Below are 16,391 nucleotides of genomic sequence, written 5' to 3' on the forward strand. Positions count from 1 at the left end.
TCACTGGGCGGGGACAGGATGGCGAGCGGAACGTCGGGTCAGCGCCGGGCGGCGCGCCGCAGCCGATCCGCCAGGCCGCGGTCGCGTACCTCGATCCGGGAGTCACCGACGAAGACGTCCATCGTTCCGGAGGCGGCGTCCCGCAGGTGCACGACGATCGGGTCGTCGGCCCGCCCGGCCGCGCCCGGAGCGTTCTGCGCGGCCGACAGGCCCGGCACGGTGAGCGCGGCGGCGCCGAGGGTGGCGCTGGCCGCGGCGGTCAACGTCTGCCGGCGGGTCAGTCGCGGCCAGGGCCGCTTCCGCTGATCACTGGTCATGGGCAACCTTTCCGGCGGTGGCGCGAACGCGCCCGCGGCGACGGACGGGTCCCGTGCCGCCTACCGACGCCGCCGGGCCCTGGGACGCCGGCGGCGATCCTCGCCGCGACCGCCACCGGCACCGCTTGGTACGGCCGGCGGCGGGAAAAGGTTCGAACTCAGGGCCGGACGTGACCGTACGCGGTCGTGCGCTTGCGGGCCGGCCGACCGGCGGCCGTGGCGATCGCCCGCAACTGCTCCTCGGTACGCGCCGACCCGTTGTCCGAGCCGGCCATCCGGGAGATCGTCTCCTCCATCAGCGTGCCGCCCAGGTCGTTGCAGCCGCCCTGGAGCATCGCCACCGTGCCCTCGTCGCCCAGCTTCACCCAGGAGCACTGAATGTTGTCGATCCGCCCGTGCAACAGCAGCCGGGACATCGCGTGCACCACCCGGTTCTCGCGCCAGGTCGGCCCGGGCCGGGCGATGCCGGCCAGGTAGATCGGGGCGTTGGTGTGCACGAACGGCAGCGCGACGAACTCGGTGAACCCGCCGGTGCGGTCCTGCACGCCCGCCAGCACCCGGAAGTGCGCCAGCCACTGCCCGGGATGGTCGACGTGGCCGTACATCATGGTGGAGCTGGACCGGATGCCCAGCTCGTGGGCGGTGCTGACCACCTCGACCCAGGCGGCGGCCGGGAGTTTGCCCTTGGTCAACACCCAGCGCACGTCGTCGTCGAGGATCTCCGCGGCCGTGCCCGGGATGGTGTCCAGCCCGGCCTCGCGCAACTGGGTCAACCACTCGCGCACCGGCACGCCCGCCTTCGCTGCGGCGGTGACGATCTCCATCGGGGAGAACGCGTGCACGTGCATCCCCGGCACCCGCGCCTTGATCGCACGCACGATGTCGGCGTACCCGGTGACGGGCATCTTCGGGTCGATGCCGCCCTGAAGGCAGACCTCGCTGGCGCCGGCCGCCCACGCCTGCTCGGCCCGGTCGGCGACCTGATCGACGGAGAGACGGTACGCGTCGGCGTCCCGCTCGCGCTGGGCGAAGGCACAGAACCGGCAGCCGACGTAGCAGACGTTGCTGAAGTTGATGTTGCGATTGACCACGTAGGTGACGTCGTCGCCGACCGCGCTGCGACGCACGTCGTCGGCGAGCCGGCACAACTCGTCGAGCGCCGGCCCGTCCGCCCCGAACAGCGCCAGCGCCGCATCGGCGTGCCCCGGCTCCAGCAGCGCGGCCGGGTCGTCGGCGGCGAGCCGCAGCCCGGCCCGCAGGTCGTGGTCACCGGCCAGGGCGGTCGGCCCGGCGGTCACCTTCGTGGCCACCTCCGCCCAGTCGCCGTAGACGCTGTCGAAGTCGCCACGCCGGTCCTCCGTACGACCGGCGGTGTCGATGGTCGTGTGCAGGTCGGTCCGGCCGCCGAACACCTCCTCCGGCTCCTGCCAGGGGCGACCCTGCGGGCGGGCCGACTCGACCGCCAGCCCAGAGCCCGAATCGGCCAGCGCGCCCACGTGCGGCAGCAGCCGCGGGTCGAGCCACGGGTCACCGGCGCGCACATACTCGGGGTAGATGGTCAGCCGCTCGCGCAGGGTGAACCCGGCCAGCTCGGTGTGCCGGGCCAACTCCTCGATCTGCGGCCAGGGGCGTTCCGGGTTGACGTGATCCGGGGTGAGCGGGGAGACACCGCCCCAGTCGTCGATGCCGGCCCGCAGCAGCAGGTCGTACTCGCCGGCGATGAGGTTCGGCGGAGCCTGGATGCGGGCCTTCGGCCCGAGCAGCAGCCGGGCCACCGCCACCGTCGTGGCCAGGTCGTGCAGCTCCGCGTCGGGCATCCCGCGCATCGCGGTGTCCGGCTTGGCGCGGAAGTTCTGCACGATCACCTCCTGGAGGTGCCCGTACTCCCGGTGCGCGCGACGGATCGCGAAGAGCGCGTCCACCCGCTCGGCCGGGGTTTCCCCGATGCCGATCAGGATGCCGGTGGTGAACGGAACCCCGACCCGGCCCGCGTCGTCGAGCACCCGCAGCCGGATCGCCGGTTCCTTGTCGGGCGAGCCGAAGTGCGGGCCGCCCGGCTCCGACCAGAGCCGGGTCGCCGTGGTCTCCAGCATCATGCCCATGCTCGGCGCGACCGGCTTGAGCCGTTGCAGCTCCGACCAGGACAGCACCCCGGGGTTGAGGTGGGGCAACAGCCCGGTCTCCTCCAGCACCGCCACCGCGCAAGCGCGCAGATAGTCCAGAGTGGAGTCGTAGCCACGCTCATCCAGCCAGCTCCGCGCCGCCGGCCAGCGCTCCTCCGGCCGGTCGCCGAGGGTGAACAGGGCCTCCTTGCAGCCCTGCGCGGCACCCGCCCGGGCGATGGCCAGCACCTCGTCGCGATCCAGGAACGGCGCCGGCAGCCGGTGCGGCACCGTGGCGAACGTGCAGTAGTGGCAGCGGTCCCGGCAGAGCCGGGTCAGCGGGATGAAGACCTTCTTGGAGTACGTGACCACGCCCGGCCGCCCAGCCTCACGCAGCCCGGCGTCGCGGATGCCACCGGCCACCCGAAGCAGCTCGTCGAGCGCGTCCCCGCGGGCGGACAGCAGCGCCGTCGCCTCGTCGACGTCCAGCGCCCGCCCGGTCGCGGCCCGACCCAGGGCACGCCGCACGCTCGCCTCGCTCGGGCCGGAGTGGGTGCGATCAACCATCCGCTCAGCCTATGCGCTGCCCCCACCCACCCCACCGGTCCCCACTGACACCCGCGCCCGCTCCCCCGGACCACCCCCGGACCACCCCCCCCGGACCACCCTCGTTGATCATGGAGTTATTGCCACGACACGCCGTGCCGACGGACAACAACTTCATGATCAACGGGGGTGCGCGGCCGGGGGCCGTGAGGGGGGGTCAGCGGGGTGGTTGTTGGGGGTTGTCTCCTGGGTTGATGTGCTGGGTGCGGTCGGCGTCCGTGTCGCCGGGGCGGGGGATCGCCTGGGTGGGGTCGGCGGATTGGCGCGGAATCGCCTGGGTCGGGTCCGCCGACGGCGGCTGGCCGAACGGCGGCGCGGACTGCGGGGCTGGCGCGAACGGCGGGGCGGACTGCGGGGCCGGGTTGACCGGCGGCGGCGACTGCGGCGCGGACCCGAACGGCGGTGCCGACTGCGGTGCCGACCCGAACGGCGGCGAGGGCTGGCCGTACTGGCCCGGGTGCTGCCCCTGCGGGTACCCGCCCGGCTGGCCCGGGGCGGGCCAACCGCCGCCCGGCTGGGCTCCGGGCTGCCCCGGGGCGGGCCAGCCGCCCTGCTGCTGCGGCCAGCCCGGCTGGGGCTGGCCGTAGACGCCCGGCTGGGGCTTCGGCCGCGGCACGTAGTACAGCTTCCGCCAGACCGCGTAGACCACCCAGGCGGCGGCCGCGAAGATCATCAGCCAGGCGAACCGGGTGAGCACGCCGAGCAGCGCGTCGAGCACCTCGGCCTCGGCCAGCCGGCCCACCGTCCAGATCAGCATGGTCAGCCCGCCGAGCAGCGCGCTGACCGCGTACTCGCCGAGGGCCATCTGGGTGATCAGCTTCGCCTTCGGCAGCACCGGCGAGACGTGGGTGGCCAGCAGCACGGCCAGCAGTGGCAGGCCCACCGCTTCCAACCCGATGAACGTGAAGAAGGTGCTGCCCGCACGGTCGGTGAACGAGCTGTAGTCGTTCGGGCTGAGCAGCCGGAGCAGGCCCACGAAGAGGAACACCGCGTTGGCGCCGAGCAGCGCGAGCGCACCCAGTTCGCGTAGTGGCTTGGTCAGCTGGCGGGCCTGGGTCGCGTCGGTGGACGCGGGCTCGGCGGGGCTGGTCACGAACTCCCCCTCGGGGCATGGACGGACAGGGCGCACGTGAGCCTAGTCTCCCGGACCACCGGCGGACCGGAGGCGTCACGTGCGCGAGGATGGTCGACATGCGCATCGTGGTTCTGGCTGGCGGCATCGGCGGCGCCCGGTTCCTGCTCGGCGTCCGGGCGTACGCCCGAGAGGTCGGCGCCGAGGTGACCGCCGTCGTCAACGTCGGCGACGACCTGTGGCTGCACGGGTTGAAGATCTGTCCCGACCTGGACAGCGTCATGTACACCCTCGGCGGCGGCGCCGATCCCGAGCGGGGCTGGGGCCGGGTCGGGGAGAGCTGGACGGTCAAGGAGGAGCTGGCCGCGTACGGGGCGGAGCCGACCTGGTTCGGCCTCGGCGACAAGGACATCGCCACCCACCTGGTGCGCAGCACCATGCTCAACGCCGGCTACCCGTTGCACGCGGTCACCGAGGCGCTGGCGACCCGCTGGGAGCCGGGCGTACGCCTGCTCCCGGCGACCGACGACCGGCTGGAGACGCATGCCATCGTGAGCGCGAGGAGTGAGCTTGCGAGCCCCGCAGTCGCGAACAGCGCCGGCACGGTTGAGGATGACCAGGGCCAGCGGGCGATCCACTTTCAGGAGTGGTGGGTGCGGTACCGGGCGGACATCCCCACCCATCGTTTCGTCTTCGTGGGCGCCGAGACGGCCAAGCCGGCGCCCGGGGTCCTGGAGGCGATCGGCGCGGCCGACCTGGTGCTGATCGCGCCGAGCAACCCGGTGGTGAGCGTGGCGCCGGTGCTGGCCGTGCCGGGGCTTCGGGAGGCGGTGGCGGCGGGCCCGGCCCCGGTGGTGGGCGTCTCTCCGATCATCGGCGGAGCGCCGGTCCGCGGGATGGCCGACCGCTGCCTCTCCGTGCTCGGTGTCGAGTGCAGCGCGGCCGGGGTGGGCCGGCTCTACGGCGGCCGGGCGGCCGGCGGGCTGCTGGACGGCTGGCTGGTGGCCGAGGAGGACGCGGGCACGCTGGTACCGGAGGTGACGGTCCGCGCGGTGCCGTTGCTGATGACCGACGAGGCGGCGACGGCGGCGATGGTCCGCGCCGCGGTGGAGTTGACGTGAGGCTGGAGATCCTGCCGGTGCTGGGCATCGGCCACGTGACCGAGGGCGACGACCTGGCGGCGCTGATCGCCGGCGCCGCGCCCTGGCTGCGCGACGGCGACGTGCTGGTCGTCACCAGCAAGATTGTCTCCAAGGCGGAGGGGCGGTTGGTCGACGTCCCGGCGGACGGACCCGAGCGGCTCGCCGCGCGCGACGAGGTGCTGGCTTCCGAGACGGCGCGGGTGGTGGCCAGCCGGGGGCCGACCCGGATCGTGCAGACCCACCACGGCTTCGTGATGGCGTCCGCCGGCATCGACGCGTCGAACGTGGACAAGACCCGGCTGGTGCTGCTGCCGGTGGATCCGGACGCCTCGGCCCGGGCGCTGCGCGCCGCGTTGCGGGCGCTCTACGACCTGGACGTCGCAGTGATCATCAGCGACACCATGGGCCGGCCCTGGCGCAACGGGCTGACCGACGTGGCGCTCGGGGTGGCCGGGATGCCGGCCATCCGGGACCACCGTGGCGAGGTTGACCCGTACGGCAACGAGCTGCAGCTGACCCAGATGGCCGTGGTGGACGAGCTGGCGGGCGCCGGCGAGCTGATCAAGGGCAAGTGCGACCAGGTCCCGGTGGCGGTGGTGCGCGGCTACCTCTCCGCCACCGGCCCGGACGACTCCGCCGGGGCGCAGGCGCTGGTCCGCGATGCGGCGCAGGACCTCTTCTCGCTCGGGACCGCCGAGGCGCGGGCGGCGGGGCTGGCCGACGCCGCCACTCTGACCGACGCTCCCGGTCCCACGCCGGCCGACCCGGCCGCCGCGCGGCGTGCGATCGACGCGGTCGCCGGGGTGGTCGCCCCCGGCACGGTCTTCACCCTGGTCGACGAGGCGGACGTACGTGCCGGCCTGGTCGCCAAGGTGCCCGGCTGGCCGGACGGCGCAACCGCCCTGGTGCTCGGCTCGCCACCGGCTCCGGTGGACCCGATGGACCTGGTCCGCTTCGGCGCCGACCTGCACCGTCTGCAGGTCGCCCTGGCGGCGGAGGGTGTCGGGTCGACCCTGCTGCCCCCGCCGGCCGGCAGCCCGGCCAGCGCCACACTCGCCCTCTGACGGGCAACCGGCCGGGTCAGGCGTCCAGCATGGCCCGGCCGAGCGGGGTCAACGTGTGCAGCACGGTGTTGCGGTCCCGCTGGCTGACCAGCAGGCCGGCGTTGCGCAACACGGTCGCGTGCTGACTGGCCGCCGCCGGTGAGATGTTGAGCTTGCGGGCCACCTCTCCCGTGGTGCAGCCGTCGTCGCTGGCCTGCAACACCGCCGCCCTGGTCCGGCCGAGCAGCGCGGCGAGCGAGTCGCGGCCGGCCGGACCGGCCCCGTCGGCCGCCACCAGTCCACCCAGCCGGTCCACCGGGTAGACCAGAACCGGCGGCAGCGCCGGGTCGAGCAGGGCGACCGGGGTGGCGGCGCAGAAGAACGACGGCACGAGCAGCAGACCCCGACCGTCCAGGTGCAGCTCCCGGCTGTGCGGGTAGTCGCGGACCTCGAGCACCCGGTTCTCCCAGCGCATTGCCGGCCGGAGGCTGGTGAGCAGCCCCTCCATGCCACCGTCGAGCAGGGCCCGGGCCCGGCGGGACCGGTCCGCCGCCACCGCGGACTGGATCCGGCTCCAGTACGGGTTGATCGCCAACGACCGGTACTGCTCCATCGACTCGGCGAGGTGACGCAACGCCCCCACCTCGCCCCGGGCCAGCGCGCCGGCCGAGGATGGCAGCGGGTTCTCGGTGGCCAGCACGCTCAGGTCGCGGTGCAGCCGCTCCGTCGGGGTGCTGCGGACCGCTTCCAGCCCGGCCTCGAAGCCGTCGACGCTGGCGTACGGGGTGAGGAAGTCGGGGAAGTAGCCGCGCGGCGGGCTCAGGACGAAGAGCAGCCGGAGCTGGTCGGAGGCGGCGTCCTGGCGCAGCCCTCGGGACACCGTGCGCCGCCAGTTCTCCGTCAGCGGGTCACGGCCGCGGCCCTGCAACAGGTGCAGGCTGAGGACCAACTCCCAGACCGGGTCCGCCGCCGGCGCCACCCGGGTCCGGAGGATGTCCTCGCCAGAAAAGTGGATCTTCAGCATGCAGCGCTCCTGAGCCGCCGGGCAGGGGGATGCCGGGTGGCTGTTCGACTCTACCTGGCCGGCACTTATCTCCATCTTTAAGTCTGGACTGAAAAACCTCGACGCTTCCCGGGCCGGTTCGGCATGCTTCCAGTGCCCGAGCACGGCACCCACGCGTCACGTACGCGCGCGGTGCCTGGCACCGGGACCGGGGGAGGACCGGTGATCGGGCGGCACCACGAGGGTCTGCGGCCCTTGCTCCGCAGAGGTGCCGTCCGGTCACCCCGCCGTGCACGCGCAGCGACGCCACGATTTCGAGGACTCGCAGGCTCACCGCGCCAGCGTACGGAGCGTGCCGCTCGTAGAGTGGCGGCGTGCCCGACACCGCGCTCACCGGATCCTCCGCCCACCCGACCGACTCCGAGACGTACGCGGCGCTGCACTCCGACGCCATCGCGCTGCTCGACGGCTGGCGGCCCACCAGCCCGGCCGCTGCCGCCGCTCGGGACCGAACCCGCGAACTGCTCGACGGCGGGCCCGTCACGATGAGTCGGCCGCACCGCCCCGGGCACATCACCGCCAGCGTGCTGGTGCTGGACGCCACCGGCTCGCGGGTGCTGCTCTGCCTGCACGGCAAGTTCGGGCGCTGGGTGCAGCTCGGCGGACACTGCGAGCCGACCGACCGGACCCTGGCCGGCGCCGCGCTACGCGAGGCCACCGAGGAGTCCGGGATCGCCGGCCTACGCATCGACCCGGTGCCGATCGACGTGGACATCCACCCGGTGGGTTGCCAGGGCGGCTCCCTGCACCACGACGTCCGGTTCGCCGTGCTCGCCCCGCCCGGCGCCGTCGAGCAGGTCAGCGACGAGGCCGAGGCGCTGGGGTGGTTCCCGCCGGACCGCCTCCCCGAGCCACTGGCCGGCGGGACCGTGCAACTGGTCGCGCCGGCCCTCGCGGCTCTCAGACGTAGCCCTCTTCGCCTCGCTCCTTGAGCTCGTCGACCAGGGCCTTGACGTCCTGGGCCCGATCCCGCGGGCAAACCAGCACCGCGTCCGGGGTGTCCACCACGATCAGGTCACGCACCCCGAGGGCAGCCACCAACCGGCCGGACTGCGGCACCACCACCAGGTTGGCGCTGTCCCGCAGCAGCACTCCCGGCTTGGCGTCGGCGCCGAGCACCACGTTGCCCGACGCGTCGGCCGGCAGCACCTCGCCGAGGGTGTGGAAGTCGCCGACGTCGTTCCAGCCGAAGTCGCCCGGCACGGTCGCCACCCGGCCCGCGGTAGCCGCGCCCTCCATCACCGCGTAGTCGACGGAGATCTTCGGCAGGGTCGGCCAGACCGTACCGAGCACATCGTCCTGCTCCGGGGTGCCCCAGGCGGCGGCGATCGCGGTGACCCCGGCGTGCAGGGCCGGCTGCTGGCGGAGCAGTTCGGCGAGGAACACGTCCACCCGCCAGACGAACATGCTCGCGTTCCACAGGTGCCGGCCCGAACGGACGTACGCCTCGGCGACCTCGGCGGCCGGCTTCTCCTTGAACTCGGCCACCGGACGCCACGGGGCGTCCTCAACCGGATCGCCGGTCTCCAGGTAGCCGTAGCCGGTCTCCGGCCGGGTCGGGGTGATCCCGACCGTCATCAGCATGCCCTGCTCCGCTCCGCGGACCGCCTCCCGGACCGTTCGCACCCAGCTCTCCGGGTCGCCGATCAAGTGGTCGGCAGCGAAGCTGCCCATCACCGCGTCCGGATCGCGCAGCGCGATCACCGCGGCGGCCAGCGCGATCGCCGCGCAGGAGTCCCGGGGTGAGGGCTCGACCAGGATGTTCTCCTCGGGCAACCCGGTCAGCTGCCGGGCCACCGCCGCGACGTGCGCGGCTCCGGTGACCACGAGGATGCGGTCCGGTGTGGTCAGCGGCGCCAGCCGCGCCACGGTCGCCTGGAGAAGCGACGCGTTGGAGCCGGTCAGCGGATGGAGGAACTTGGGATGACCAGCTCGGGACAACGGCCACAACCTCGTGCCGCTGCCACCCGCCGGGATGACCGCATAGAGCATCCGCACATCATGCCCGACGGACCCCGGCAGGGTGGGCGGCTCGCCATCCGGCGCCCGGACGGTCACGACCGGGCGCGGCTCCACGCGGCGATGTGCACCTCGGCGCTGGACTCCCAGGTGAACTCCTTGGCCCGGTCGAAACCGGCCTTCGCCAGCGACAATCGGCGCTGCTCGTCGTCCAGCAGGGCGGCCAGGTCGGTGCCGATCTGCTCCGGATCCTCCGAGGTGTACGCGACGGCGTCGCCGCCCACCTCGGGCAGCGAGAGCCGGGGCGTGGTCAGCACGGGGGCGGCGCAGGCCATCGCCTCCAGGATCGGCAGCCCGAACCCCTCGCCGTAGGAGGGGTAGGCCGCGACCAGCGCGCCGCCGAGGAAGCCGGGCAGGTCGCCGTAGCGCAGGTAGCCGGGGCGCAGCAGCCGCAGGTGGGACGGGACCTCGGCCACCGCCCGGTCGATGTCGTCGTCGTGCCCCTGGCCACCGGCGATCACCAGGGCCGGTGGGTCGACCCGGTCGGCCACCGCCCGGGCCCAACCGCGGATCAGGTTGGGTACGTTCTTGCGCGGCTCCTTGGCGCCGAGGAAGGCGATGTAGCTGCTGTTGCCCAACCCCAGGCGGGCGCGCACCCGGGCCTTCTCCTCCTCGCTGGGCGCGTGGAAGGCGGCGTGGTCGACCCCGTGGTAGGCCACGTCGATCCGGGTCGGGTCGGCGTCGAGCAGCCGGATCAGCTCGTCCCGGGTGGCCTTGCTGGGCACGATCACCCGGTCCGCCCGGCGCAACGAGGTCTTGATGGCGCTGCGGAAGAAGGTCCGGCGGGACTTGTCGTAGTGCTCCGGCTCGGTGAAGAACGTCGCGTCGTGCACGGTGACCGTAACCGGGCACCCGGCCCGCAGCGGGCAGGTGTAGAAGGGCGAGTGCAGGACTTGCGCGCCGACCTGCTGAGCGAGCAGCGGCAGGCCGGTCTGCTCCCAGGCGAGCCGCGCTGGGCGGTGCGCGACGGCGGCCGGGGCGGGGATGATCTCCGCGCCGGGCAGCATTCGCGTGTACCGCTCGAGGTCGGTGCGGAGGCTGACCACCGCCAGCTCCACCCCCGACCCACACACCTTGCCGAGGGCACCGAGCAGACCGTCGACGTATCGACCGACACCACCACGGTCGGCGGGGACACTCGTGGCGTCGATGAGCACGCGGGGCGGGCGACCGGCGGTCACGGGGCGACTCCTTGCACTGGCGGGTCCGTGGGGAACAACACTCCGGGGGGCAAGCCTACGCCGGAGCACGGGGCCGACGCTGACTGCGACCCGACGGTACGCCGACTTGTCATCGTCTTCGAGTACGGCCCACAGGGGCGTATCGTTCGCGCCGATGGCCGACAACATTGCCCAGGTGTTCGCCGACGCGATCGCGACCGACCCGACCCGACCGTTGCTGACCTGGTACGACGACGGCAGCGGCGACCGCACCGAACTCTCCGGCGCCACACTGGCGAACTGGGTGGCGAAGACCGCCAACCTCCTCGTCGACGAGGTGGCCCTCGCCCTGGGTGATCCGGCCGGCGTGCTCCTGCCGCCGCACTGGCAGACCGCGGCGGTGCTGCTGGGCTGCTGGTCGGCCAAGCTGAGCGTGGTCGACACGCCGGGCGACGTGGACGTGCTCTTCGCCGCCGCCGACCGCCTCGACGAGGCGCAGTCCTGGTCCGCCGGTGAGCGGTACGCCCTGGGGCTGTCGCCGCTCGCCGCCCCGCTGCGGCAGGTGCCACCCGGGTTCGGCGACTACGTGGTGGAGGTGCGCCGGCACGGCGACCACTTCACCCCGCAGCCCGGACCGGGCCCCGCTGACGCTCCCCTGCTGGCCCGCGCCGAGGCCCGCGCCGCGGAGCTGGGCATCGAGGCCGGCGCTCGCGTCCTCATCGACGCCGCCCGGTACCCCGACCCGGTCGACTGGCTGCTGGCCCCGCTCACTCGGGCCGCCACCGTCGTCCTCTGCGCGAACCTCGACCCGGCCCGCCTGGCCACCCGCCAAACCACGGAAAAGGTCACCCACACCCTCCCGTGACCCGGCTGGGCGTCCGGCGGCGTGCAGGGCCCGCGGGTGTGACCGCAGTTTTCAGGCAGGCGTGTTGTCGGTGGCTCGGCGTTCGGCGAAGGTGGCGAAGGACGTCAGGGACTCGGGGTTGGCCAGGGCACCCTTGGCGGCGGCCTGGTCGACCGGGGTGCCGGTGAGGATCTTCTTGACCGGAACCTCCAGCTTCTTCGCCGAGAGGGTGCGGGGCACCGCGCGCACCTGGTGGATCTCGTCGGGCACGTGCCGGGGGGACAGCGCCGTGCGCAGCTCGCGGCAGATCTTCGCGCGCATCGGGTCGTCCAGCTCCAGACCCTCGGCGAGCACCACGAAGAGCAGCAGCTCGCCGGCACCGCCCTCGTCGTCCTCCAGGTGCACGACGACCGAGTCGACCACCTCGTCCAGCCCCTCGACCACGGAGTAGAACTCGGCGGTGCCCAGCCGCACCCCGCCACGGTTGAGGGTGGCGTCCGAGCGTCCGGTGATCACGCAGCCGCCCCGGTCGTTGATGGTGATCCAGTCGCCGTGCCGCCAGACGCCCGGGTAGACGTCGAAGTAGGCCTCCCGGTAGCGGGTGCCGTCCGGGTCGTTCCAGAAGCCCACCGGCATGCTCGGCATCGGCTCGGTGATCACCAGCTCACCCAGCTCGCCGATCACCGGGGTGCCGTCGGCGGAGCGAGCCTCCACCTTGGCGCCCAACGCCCGGCAGGCGATCTCGCCGGCGTACACCGGCAGCAGCGGCACCCCGCCGACGAAGCCGGTGCACACGTCGGTGCCGCCCGACAGGGACTGGAGTTGGAGGTTGTCGCCGACGGTCTCGTACACCCAGGTGAAGCCCTCGGCGGGCAGCGGCGCACCGGTGGAGCCGACCGCGCGCAGCGCGGACAGGTCCGCGACCTCCCGCGGCACCAGCCCGGCCTTGCGGCAGGCCAGCAGGAACGGCGCCGAGGTGCCGAAGTACGTGGTGCCGGTCTCCGCCGCCAGCCGCCACAGCCCACCCAGGTCGGGGTGGCCCGGGTTGCCGTCGAAGAGCACGATGGTCGCGCCGACCGCCGGGCCGGAGACCAGGAAGTTCCACATCATCCACCCGGTGGTGGTGAACCAGAAGAACCGGTCGGCCGGGCCCAGGTCGTGGTGCAGGGCGAGCATCTTCAGGTGCTCCAGCAGGATGCCGCCGTGGCCGTGCACGATCGGCTTGGGCAGCCCGGTGGTGCCCGAGGAGTAGAGCACGTACAGCGGGTGGTCGAACGGCACCGGCGTGAACGTCAGTGGCTCGTCGGTGGGCGCGGCCAGGTCGGCCCAGCCCAGCGCGTCCTCCGGGGCGGCCTTCGGGTCCAGGTAGCCGATGCTGACGGTGTGCCGCACCGACGGCAGGGCGGCCCGGATGGCGGCGACCTCGGCGCGGCGGTCCACCGGCTTGTCGCCGTACCGGTAGCCGTCCACGGCGACCAGCACGGTCGGCTCGATCTGCTGCCAGCGGTCGGTGACGCTGCGGGTGCCGAACTCGGGTGCGCAGGACGAGAAGGTCGCCCCCAGGCTGGCGGTGGCCAGCAGCAGGACGTACGTCTCAGGAATGTTCGGGGCGTACGCCGCCACCCGGTCACCGGCGGTGACGCCGAGCCGGCGCAGCCCGGCCGCCACCCGGCGGACCTGCTCGCGCAGCTCCCCGGCGGTCAGCGTGACCGGCGCGCGGGTCTGCCCGTGCGCGATCACCACCGGGTCGTCGTCGGTCCGCCCCGGCATCCGCAGCACGTTCTCCGCGTAGTTCAGCGTGGCCCCGGGGAACCAGCGGGCACCGGGCATCCCCCGCTCGGCCAGCGTGGCGGTCGGCGGGGTGTGCGCCACCACCTCGAAGTGGTCCCAGATGGATCGCCAGAACCCGTCCAGGTCGGTGACCGACCAGCGCCACAGCGCGTCGTAGTCAGCGAAGTCCAGCCCGCGGTGCTCTCGCAGCCAGCGCAGGTAGCCGCCGATCCGGGACCGCTCGCGTACGTCCGCCGGCGGCGTCCACAGCACATCACCCACTGCTCCACCCTCCCCTGGCCCGGCACGACACTGTGAATGGGCCGTGGCGCCATCTTGCCCTACCTCGAAGCGCCATTCTGCGCACCGGGTACGAGCACCGATGCGTGCCCACCCCACACTCCACCCCACCCACGCATGTGGGAAGCAGCGAGGACAGCTCAGCCGGCGCGGTGGGCCTGGATGGCGCGGCGGCGGGCGAGGCGGTGCGCACGGCGGATCTCGGCCTCCCGGTACCGGCGCTCGTCCTCCGGCGTCTCGGGGAGCACCGGGCGGACCGCCCGCGGGGCTCCGCCCACGTCCACTCCGACGAAGACCAGGTACGCGGTGGCCACCCGGACCGGCGCGTCCTCGGCGGAGTCCCACCGTTCGGCGACCACCCGCACGCCCACCTCCATCGAGGTCTGCCCGGTCCAGTTCACCTGGGCGTGCGCGTGCACCAGGTCGCCGACCCGGACCGCCTCGGAGAAGACGATCTCGTCGATCGCCGCCGTCACCGCGGTCCCGCCGCTGTGCCGGGCGGCCGCGGCCCCCGCCACGTCGTCGACGAACTTCATCAGGACCCCGCCGTGCACGGTGCCGTACAGGTTCACGTCGACGGCGGTCATGATCTTGCTCAGGGTGACGCGGGAGTACGACGTCGGCTTGCCGGTCGGAGCGGCGGAGAGGTGCTCGGTCATGCCGGAAACGGTACGGTGCGCGGATGCGACATCTCTGGAGCTTCCTCGCCGGGCTGGTGGTGGTGCCCATCACCTGGGTACTGGTCACACTCGGGCAGGACGGGTCGAGCCGGACGGTCGACCGCTGGGTGGAGATCGGCACGTTCAACACCGCCAACCTGATCGAGCCGGCCGTGTACCTCGGTGTCGGCGGTGTCCTGCTGGGCCTTCTCGGCACACTGCGCGTCTCGCCGCTGGGCACGCTGGTGGCCGGGCTGCTGCTGGTCACCCCGTACGTCGGGATGTTCGTGGCGCCGTTCGAGGTGCGGGACGCGATCCCGCACGGGTGGAAGGTTCTCGGCGATCCCCTGCCGCTGCGTCTTCCGGTGGAGAACGGCACCCTCTTCCTGATCGGCCTGCTGCTGCTGATGGCGGCGTTCAGCAGGCAACGTTGGCAGCAGTGGCCGCGTCCGGTGACCGAGCCGGCCACGGCACCGGCGTCGACGGGTGGCCCCCGGAGCGACGACTTCACCCTGACCGACTGGCCACCGCCCGAGCCCGCCGAGCGCGACGCCACCCCGCCCAGCCTGGGTTACCCGGCCGATCCGACGCCGACCGACCCACTGCCCCGTCGGGTGGGTGGCGAGTCGCCGTGGTCCGCGCCGCCGCGCGGCCAGCCGCGGCCTGAGGACACCACCGAGATCCGTTGACCGTGGGGCGGGCCGGGCGACCGGCCCGCCCCCAACCTCTCTGGACAGAACACCTAGTGCAGTGCGACGGCCAGGTCCGGGTCGACGGCGCCGAGCTCGGCGCGGGGAACGACGAGGAGCATGACCAGCGTCGCCGCGGCCATGCCGCCCGCGATCACGATCGCCATCGGCACGCTCCCGGTGCCGAACAGGCCGACCAGGGGCGCCGACAGCGCACCGATGCCGAACTGCACGGCGCCGAGCAGCGCGGCGGCGGTTCCGGCGGCCTCGCTGTGCCGGGTCATCGCCAGCGCCGGCGCGTTCGGCAGGGCCAGGCCCGCCGCGGCGAGGACCAGCCACAGCGACGCGAGCAGCGTGCCCAGACCACCGAGGCCGGTCGCGGCGAACATCACCAGCAGCAGCCCGGCCGCGGTCCCGGCGATCAGGGCGCTGATCAGGATCTGCTGCGGGGTGTAGCGGCGCAGCAGCCGGACGTTGAACTGGGTGGCCCCGATCAGACCGACCGCGCCCGCCCCGAAGGCCAGCCCGAACTGCTGCTCGTTGAGGCCGTACTGCTCCTGGAGCACGAAGGACGACCCGGAGACGTACGCGAACAGCGCGGCCATGGCCAGCCCGGCGACCAGCACCAGACCGACGAACGCCCGGTCGTTGAGCAGCCGCCGGTAGTCCCGCAGGGTCGCCCCCACGCCGCCGCGCCGACGGCGCGCCACGGGAAGGGTCTCCGGCAGCCGCAACGCGGCGACGACGATCAGCAGCGCGCCGAGCACGGCCAGCGCCGCGAAGACGCCCCGCCATTCGGTCCAGCGCAGCAGGCCGCTGCCCAGGGTCGGCGCGAGGATCGGGGCCAGTCCCATGACCAGCATCAGCCGGGAGAAGATCCGGGCGAACGAGGCGCCACTGAACAGGTCGCGCACGACCGCGGTGGCGACCACGGTGGCGGCCGCCACCCCGAGCCCCTGCAGGACGCGCAGCACGCCGAGCACGGCGATGGTGGGTGCGAACACGCACAGCACGGATGCCGCAACGTGCAGGGCCAGCCCGGCCAGCAGGGGCGCCCGCCGCCCGACCACGTCGGAGAGCGGCCCGACGAGCAACTGGCCCAGCGCGAGGCCGAGCAGCGTGCCCGTCAGCGTCAACTGCACCGCGGTCTCGGTGGTCTGCAGGCCGGCCGTGATGGCGGGCAGCGCCGGCAGGTACATGTCGATGGTCAGCGGCCCGATCGCGATCATCGCGCCCAGCACGAGCACGAGTTGCGCCCGCTGTCGGTTGCTCATCCGGTCGCCGGGCAGCACCTCCCGCTCGAAGGCGGTGTCGGGGCCGGTCTTCTCCACCAACTGCTTCATCATCTCGATCTCTCTGCGTGGCGTAGGACGTCGTTGGGCGTGCCCGCCGTTGGGCAGCGAGTGGATGGCGAGGCAGGGTGGCGGCGGACGCGCCGGCCAGGGTGAACGGGATGATCGGTCGATCAGGCTCGGTGATTCTCCCTTCTCCCCAACATCGTTGACCGGTTCAACGATGTCGGTGTGTGGGGACTCACGTACGAACGCCGACCGCCTCACCGCCGGGCGGCGGTGAGGCGGTCGGTCTCGACGGTCGGGTGGCGGG

At 73.3% G+C, this 16,391-nt stretch carries 14 protein-coding genes; 5 read left to right on the top strand and 9 right to left on the bottom strand.

Features of this window, described 5'->3' with window-relative positions; translation table 11 throughout:
• Positions 1–38: 38 nt before the first annotated feature.
• The 3 genes from ACWD5O_RS00585 to ACWD5O_RS00595 all read right to left on the bottom strand — a co-directional run bounded on the left by ACWD5O_RS00585 (position 39) and on the right by ACWD5O_RS00595 (position 4,118).
• A complete protein-coding gene (locus tag ACWD5O_RS00585; RefSeq protein ID WP_074316956.1) occupies positions 39–317 on the bottom strand; it encodes a hypothetical protein in 279 nt (92 codons plus the stop codon).
• Positions 318–475: 158 nt separating this feature from the next.
• The gene (locus ACWD5O_RS00590) at positions 476–2,986 is read right to left on the bottom strand and encodes a bifunctional FO biosynthesis protein CofGH (protein WP_450084235.1); all 2,511 of its coding nucleotides are present in this window, start codon (positions 2,984–2,986) and stop codon (positions 476–478) included.
• A gap of 196 nt (positions 2,987–3,182) precedes the next feature.
• Positions 3,183–4,118, bottom strand: a complete 936-nt coding sequence (locus ACWD5O_RS00595) for a hypothetical protein (RefSeq protein WP_354962754.1) — start codon at positions 4,116–4,118, stop codon at positions 3,183–3,185.
• Between the two features lie 98 nt (positions 4,119–4,216).
• Between ACWD5O_RS00595 and cofD the strand changes: the two genes are divergently transcribed.
• On the top strand, positions 4,217–5,218 hold the full coding sequence (gene cofD / locus ACWD5O_RS00600; RefSeq protein ID WP_449935993.1) for a 2-phospho-L-lactate transferase: 1,002 nt from the start codon (positions 4,217–4,219) through the stop codon (positions 5,216–5,218).
• Positions 5,215–6,303 (top strand): coenzyme F420-0:L-glutamate ligase, encoded by a 1,089-nt coding sequence (locus tag ACWD5O_RS00605; protein ID WP_450084236.1) that lies wholly within the window; start codon positions 5,215–5,217, stop codon positions 6,301–6,303. The genes cofD and ACWD5O_RS00605 overlap by 4 nt, the downstream gene beginning before the upstream one ends.
• A 16-nt stretch (positions 6,304–6,319) precedes the next feature.
• Here ACWD5O_RS00605 and ACWD5O_RS00610 read toward each other — a convergent pair whose 3' ends face one another.
• Positions 6,320–7,306, bottom strand: a complete 987-nt coding sequence (locus tag ACWD5O_RS00610; protein WP_387323335.1) for a winged helix-turn-helix domain-containing protein — start codon at positions 7,304–7,306, stop codon at positions 6,320–6,322.
• Positions 7,307–7,659: 353 nt separating this feature from the next.
• On the opposite strand from ACWD5O_RS00610, the gene ACWD5O_RS00615 reads away from it, so the two are divergent.
• Positions 7,660–8,277, top strand: a complete 618-nt coding sequence (locus ACWD5O_RS00615; RefSeq protein WP_354962750.1) for an NUDIX hydrolase — start codon at positions 7,660–7,662, stop codon at positions 8,275–8,277.
• On the opposite strand, the gene ACWD5O_RS00620 is transcribed toward ACWD5O_RS00615, so the two are convergent.
• Positions 8,246–9,337, bottom strand: a complete 1,092-nt coding sequence (locus tag ACWD5O_RS00620; protein WP_354962749.1) for a mannose-1-phosphate guanylyltransferase — start codon at positions 9,335–9,337, stop codon at positions 8,246–8,248. The two genes, ACWD5O_RS00615 and ACWD5O_RS00620, sit on opposite strands and share 32 nt — an antisense overlap.
• Before the next feature lie 62 nt (positions 9,338–9,399).
• Positions 9,400–10,545 carry a glycosyltransferase family 4 protein gene (locus tag ACWD5O_RS00625; protein WP_354962748.1) on the bottom strand — a complete coding sequence of 382 codons (1,146 nt, stop codon included), beginning with the start codon at positions 10,543–10,545 and terminating at the stop codon, positions 9,400–9,402.
• Between the two features lie 154 nt (positions 10,546–10,699).
• Here ACWD5O_RS00625 and ACWD5O_RS00630 point away from each other — a divergent pair, with 154 nt between their 5' ends.
• Positions 10,700–11,389: a TIGR03089 family protein gene (locus tag ACWD5O_RS00630; RefSeq protein WP_354962747.1), complete on the top strand. Its 690-nt coding sequence runs from the start codon at positions 10,700–10,702 to the stop codon at positions 11,387–11,389.
• Between the two features lie 51 nt (positions 11,390–11,440).
• Here the strand turns inward: ACWD5O_RS00630 and ACWD5O_RS00635 are convergent, their stop codons facing one another.
• Positions 11,441–13,420: an acetoacetate--CoA ligase gene (locus ACWD5O_RS00635; protein ID WP_450084237.1), complete on the bottom strand. Its 1,980-nt coding sequence runs from the start codon at positions 13,418–13,420 to the stop codon at positions 11,441–11,443.
• Positions 13,421–13,578: 158 nt separating this feature from the next.
• Positions 13,579–14,097 (bottom strand): acyl-CoA thioesterase, encoded by a 519-nt coding sequence (locus ACWD5O_RS00640; RefSeq protein ID WP_354962745.1) that lies wholly within the window; start codon positions 14,095–14,097, stop codon positions 13,579–13,581.
• Between the two features lie 23 nt (positions 14,098–14,120).
• Here ACWD5O_RS00640 and ACWD5O_RS00645 point away from each other — a divergent pair, with 23 nt between their 5' ends.
• Positions 14,121–14,786 (top strand): hypothetical protein, encoded by a 666-nt coding sequence (locus ACWD5O_RS00645; protein ID WP_387323328.1) that lies wholly within the window; start codon positions 14,121–14,123, stop codon positions 14,784–14,786.
• 53 nt (positions 14,787–14,839) lie between these two features.
• On the opposite strand, the gene ACWD5O_RS00650 is transcribed toward ACWD5O_RS00645, so the two are convergent.
• The gene (locus ACWD5O_RS00650; protein WP_354962743.1) at positions 14,840–16,132 is read right to left on the bottom strand and encodes a multidrug effflux MFS transporter; all 1,293 of its coding nucleotides are present in this window, start codon (positions 16,130–16,132) and stop codon (positions 14,840–14,842) included.
• Positions 16,133–16,391: the final 259 nt, after the last annotated feature.

The organism is Micromonospora sp. NPDC005161 (assembly GCF_053599855.1).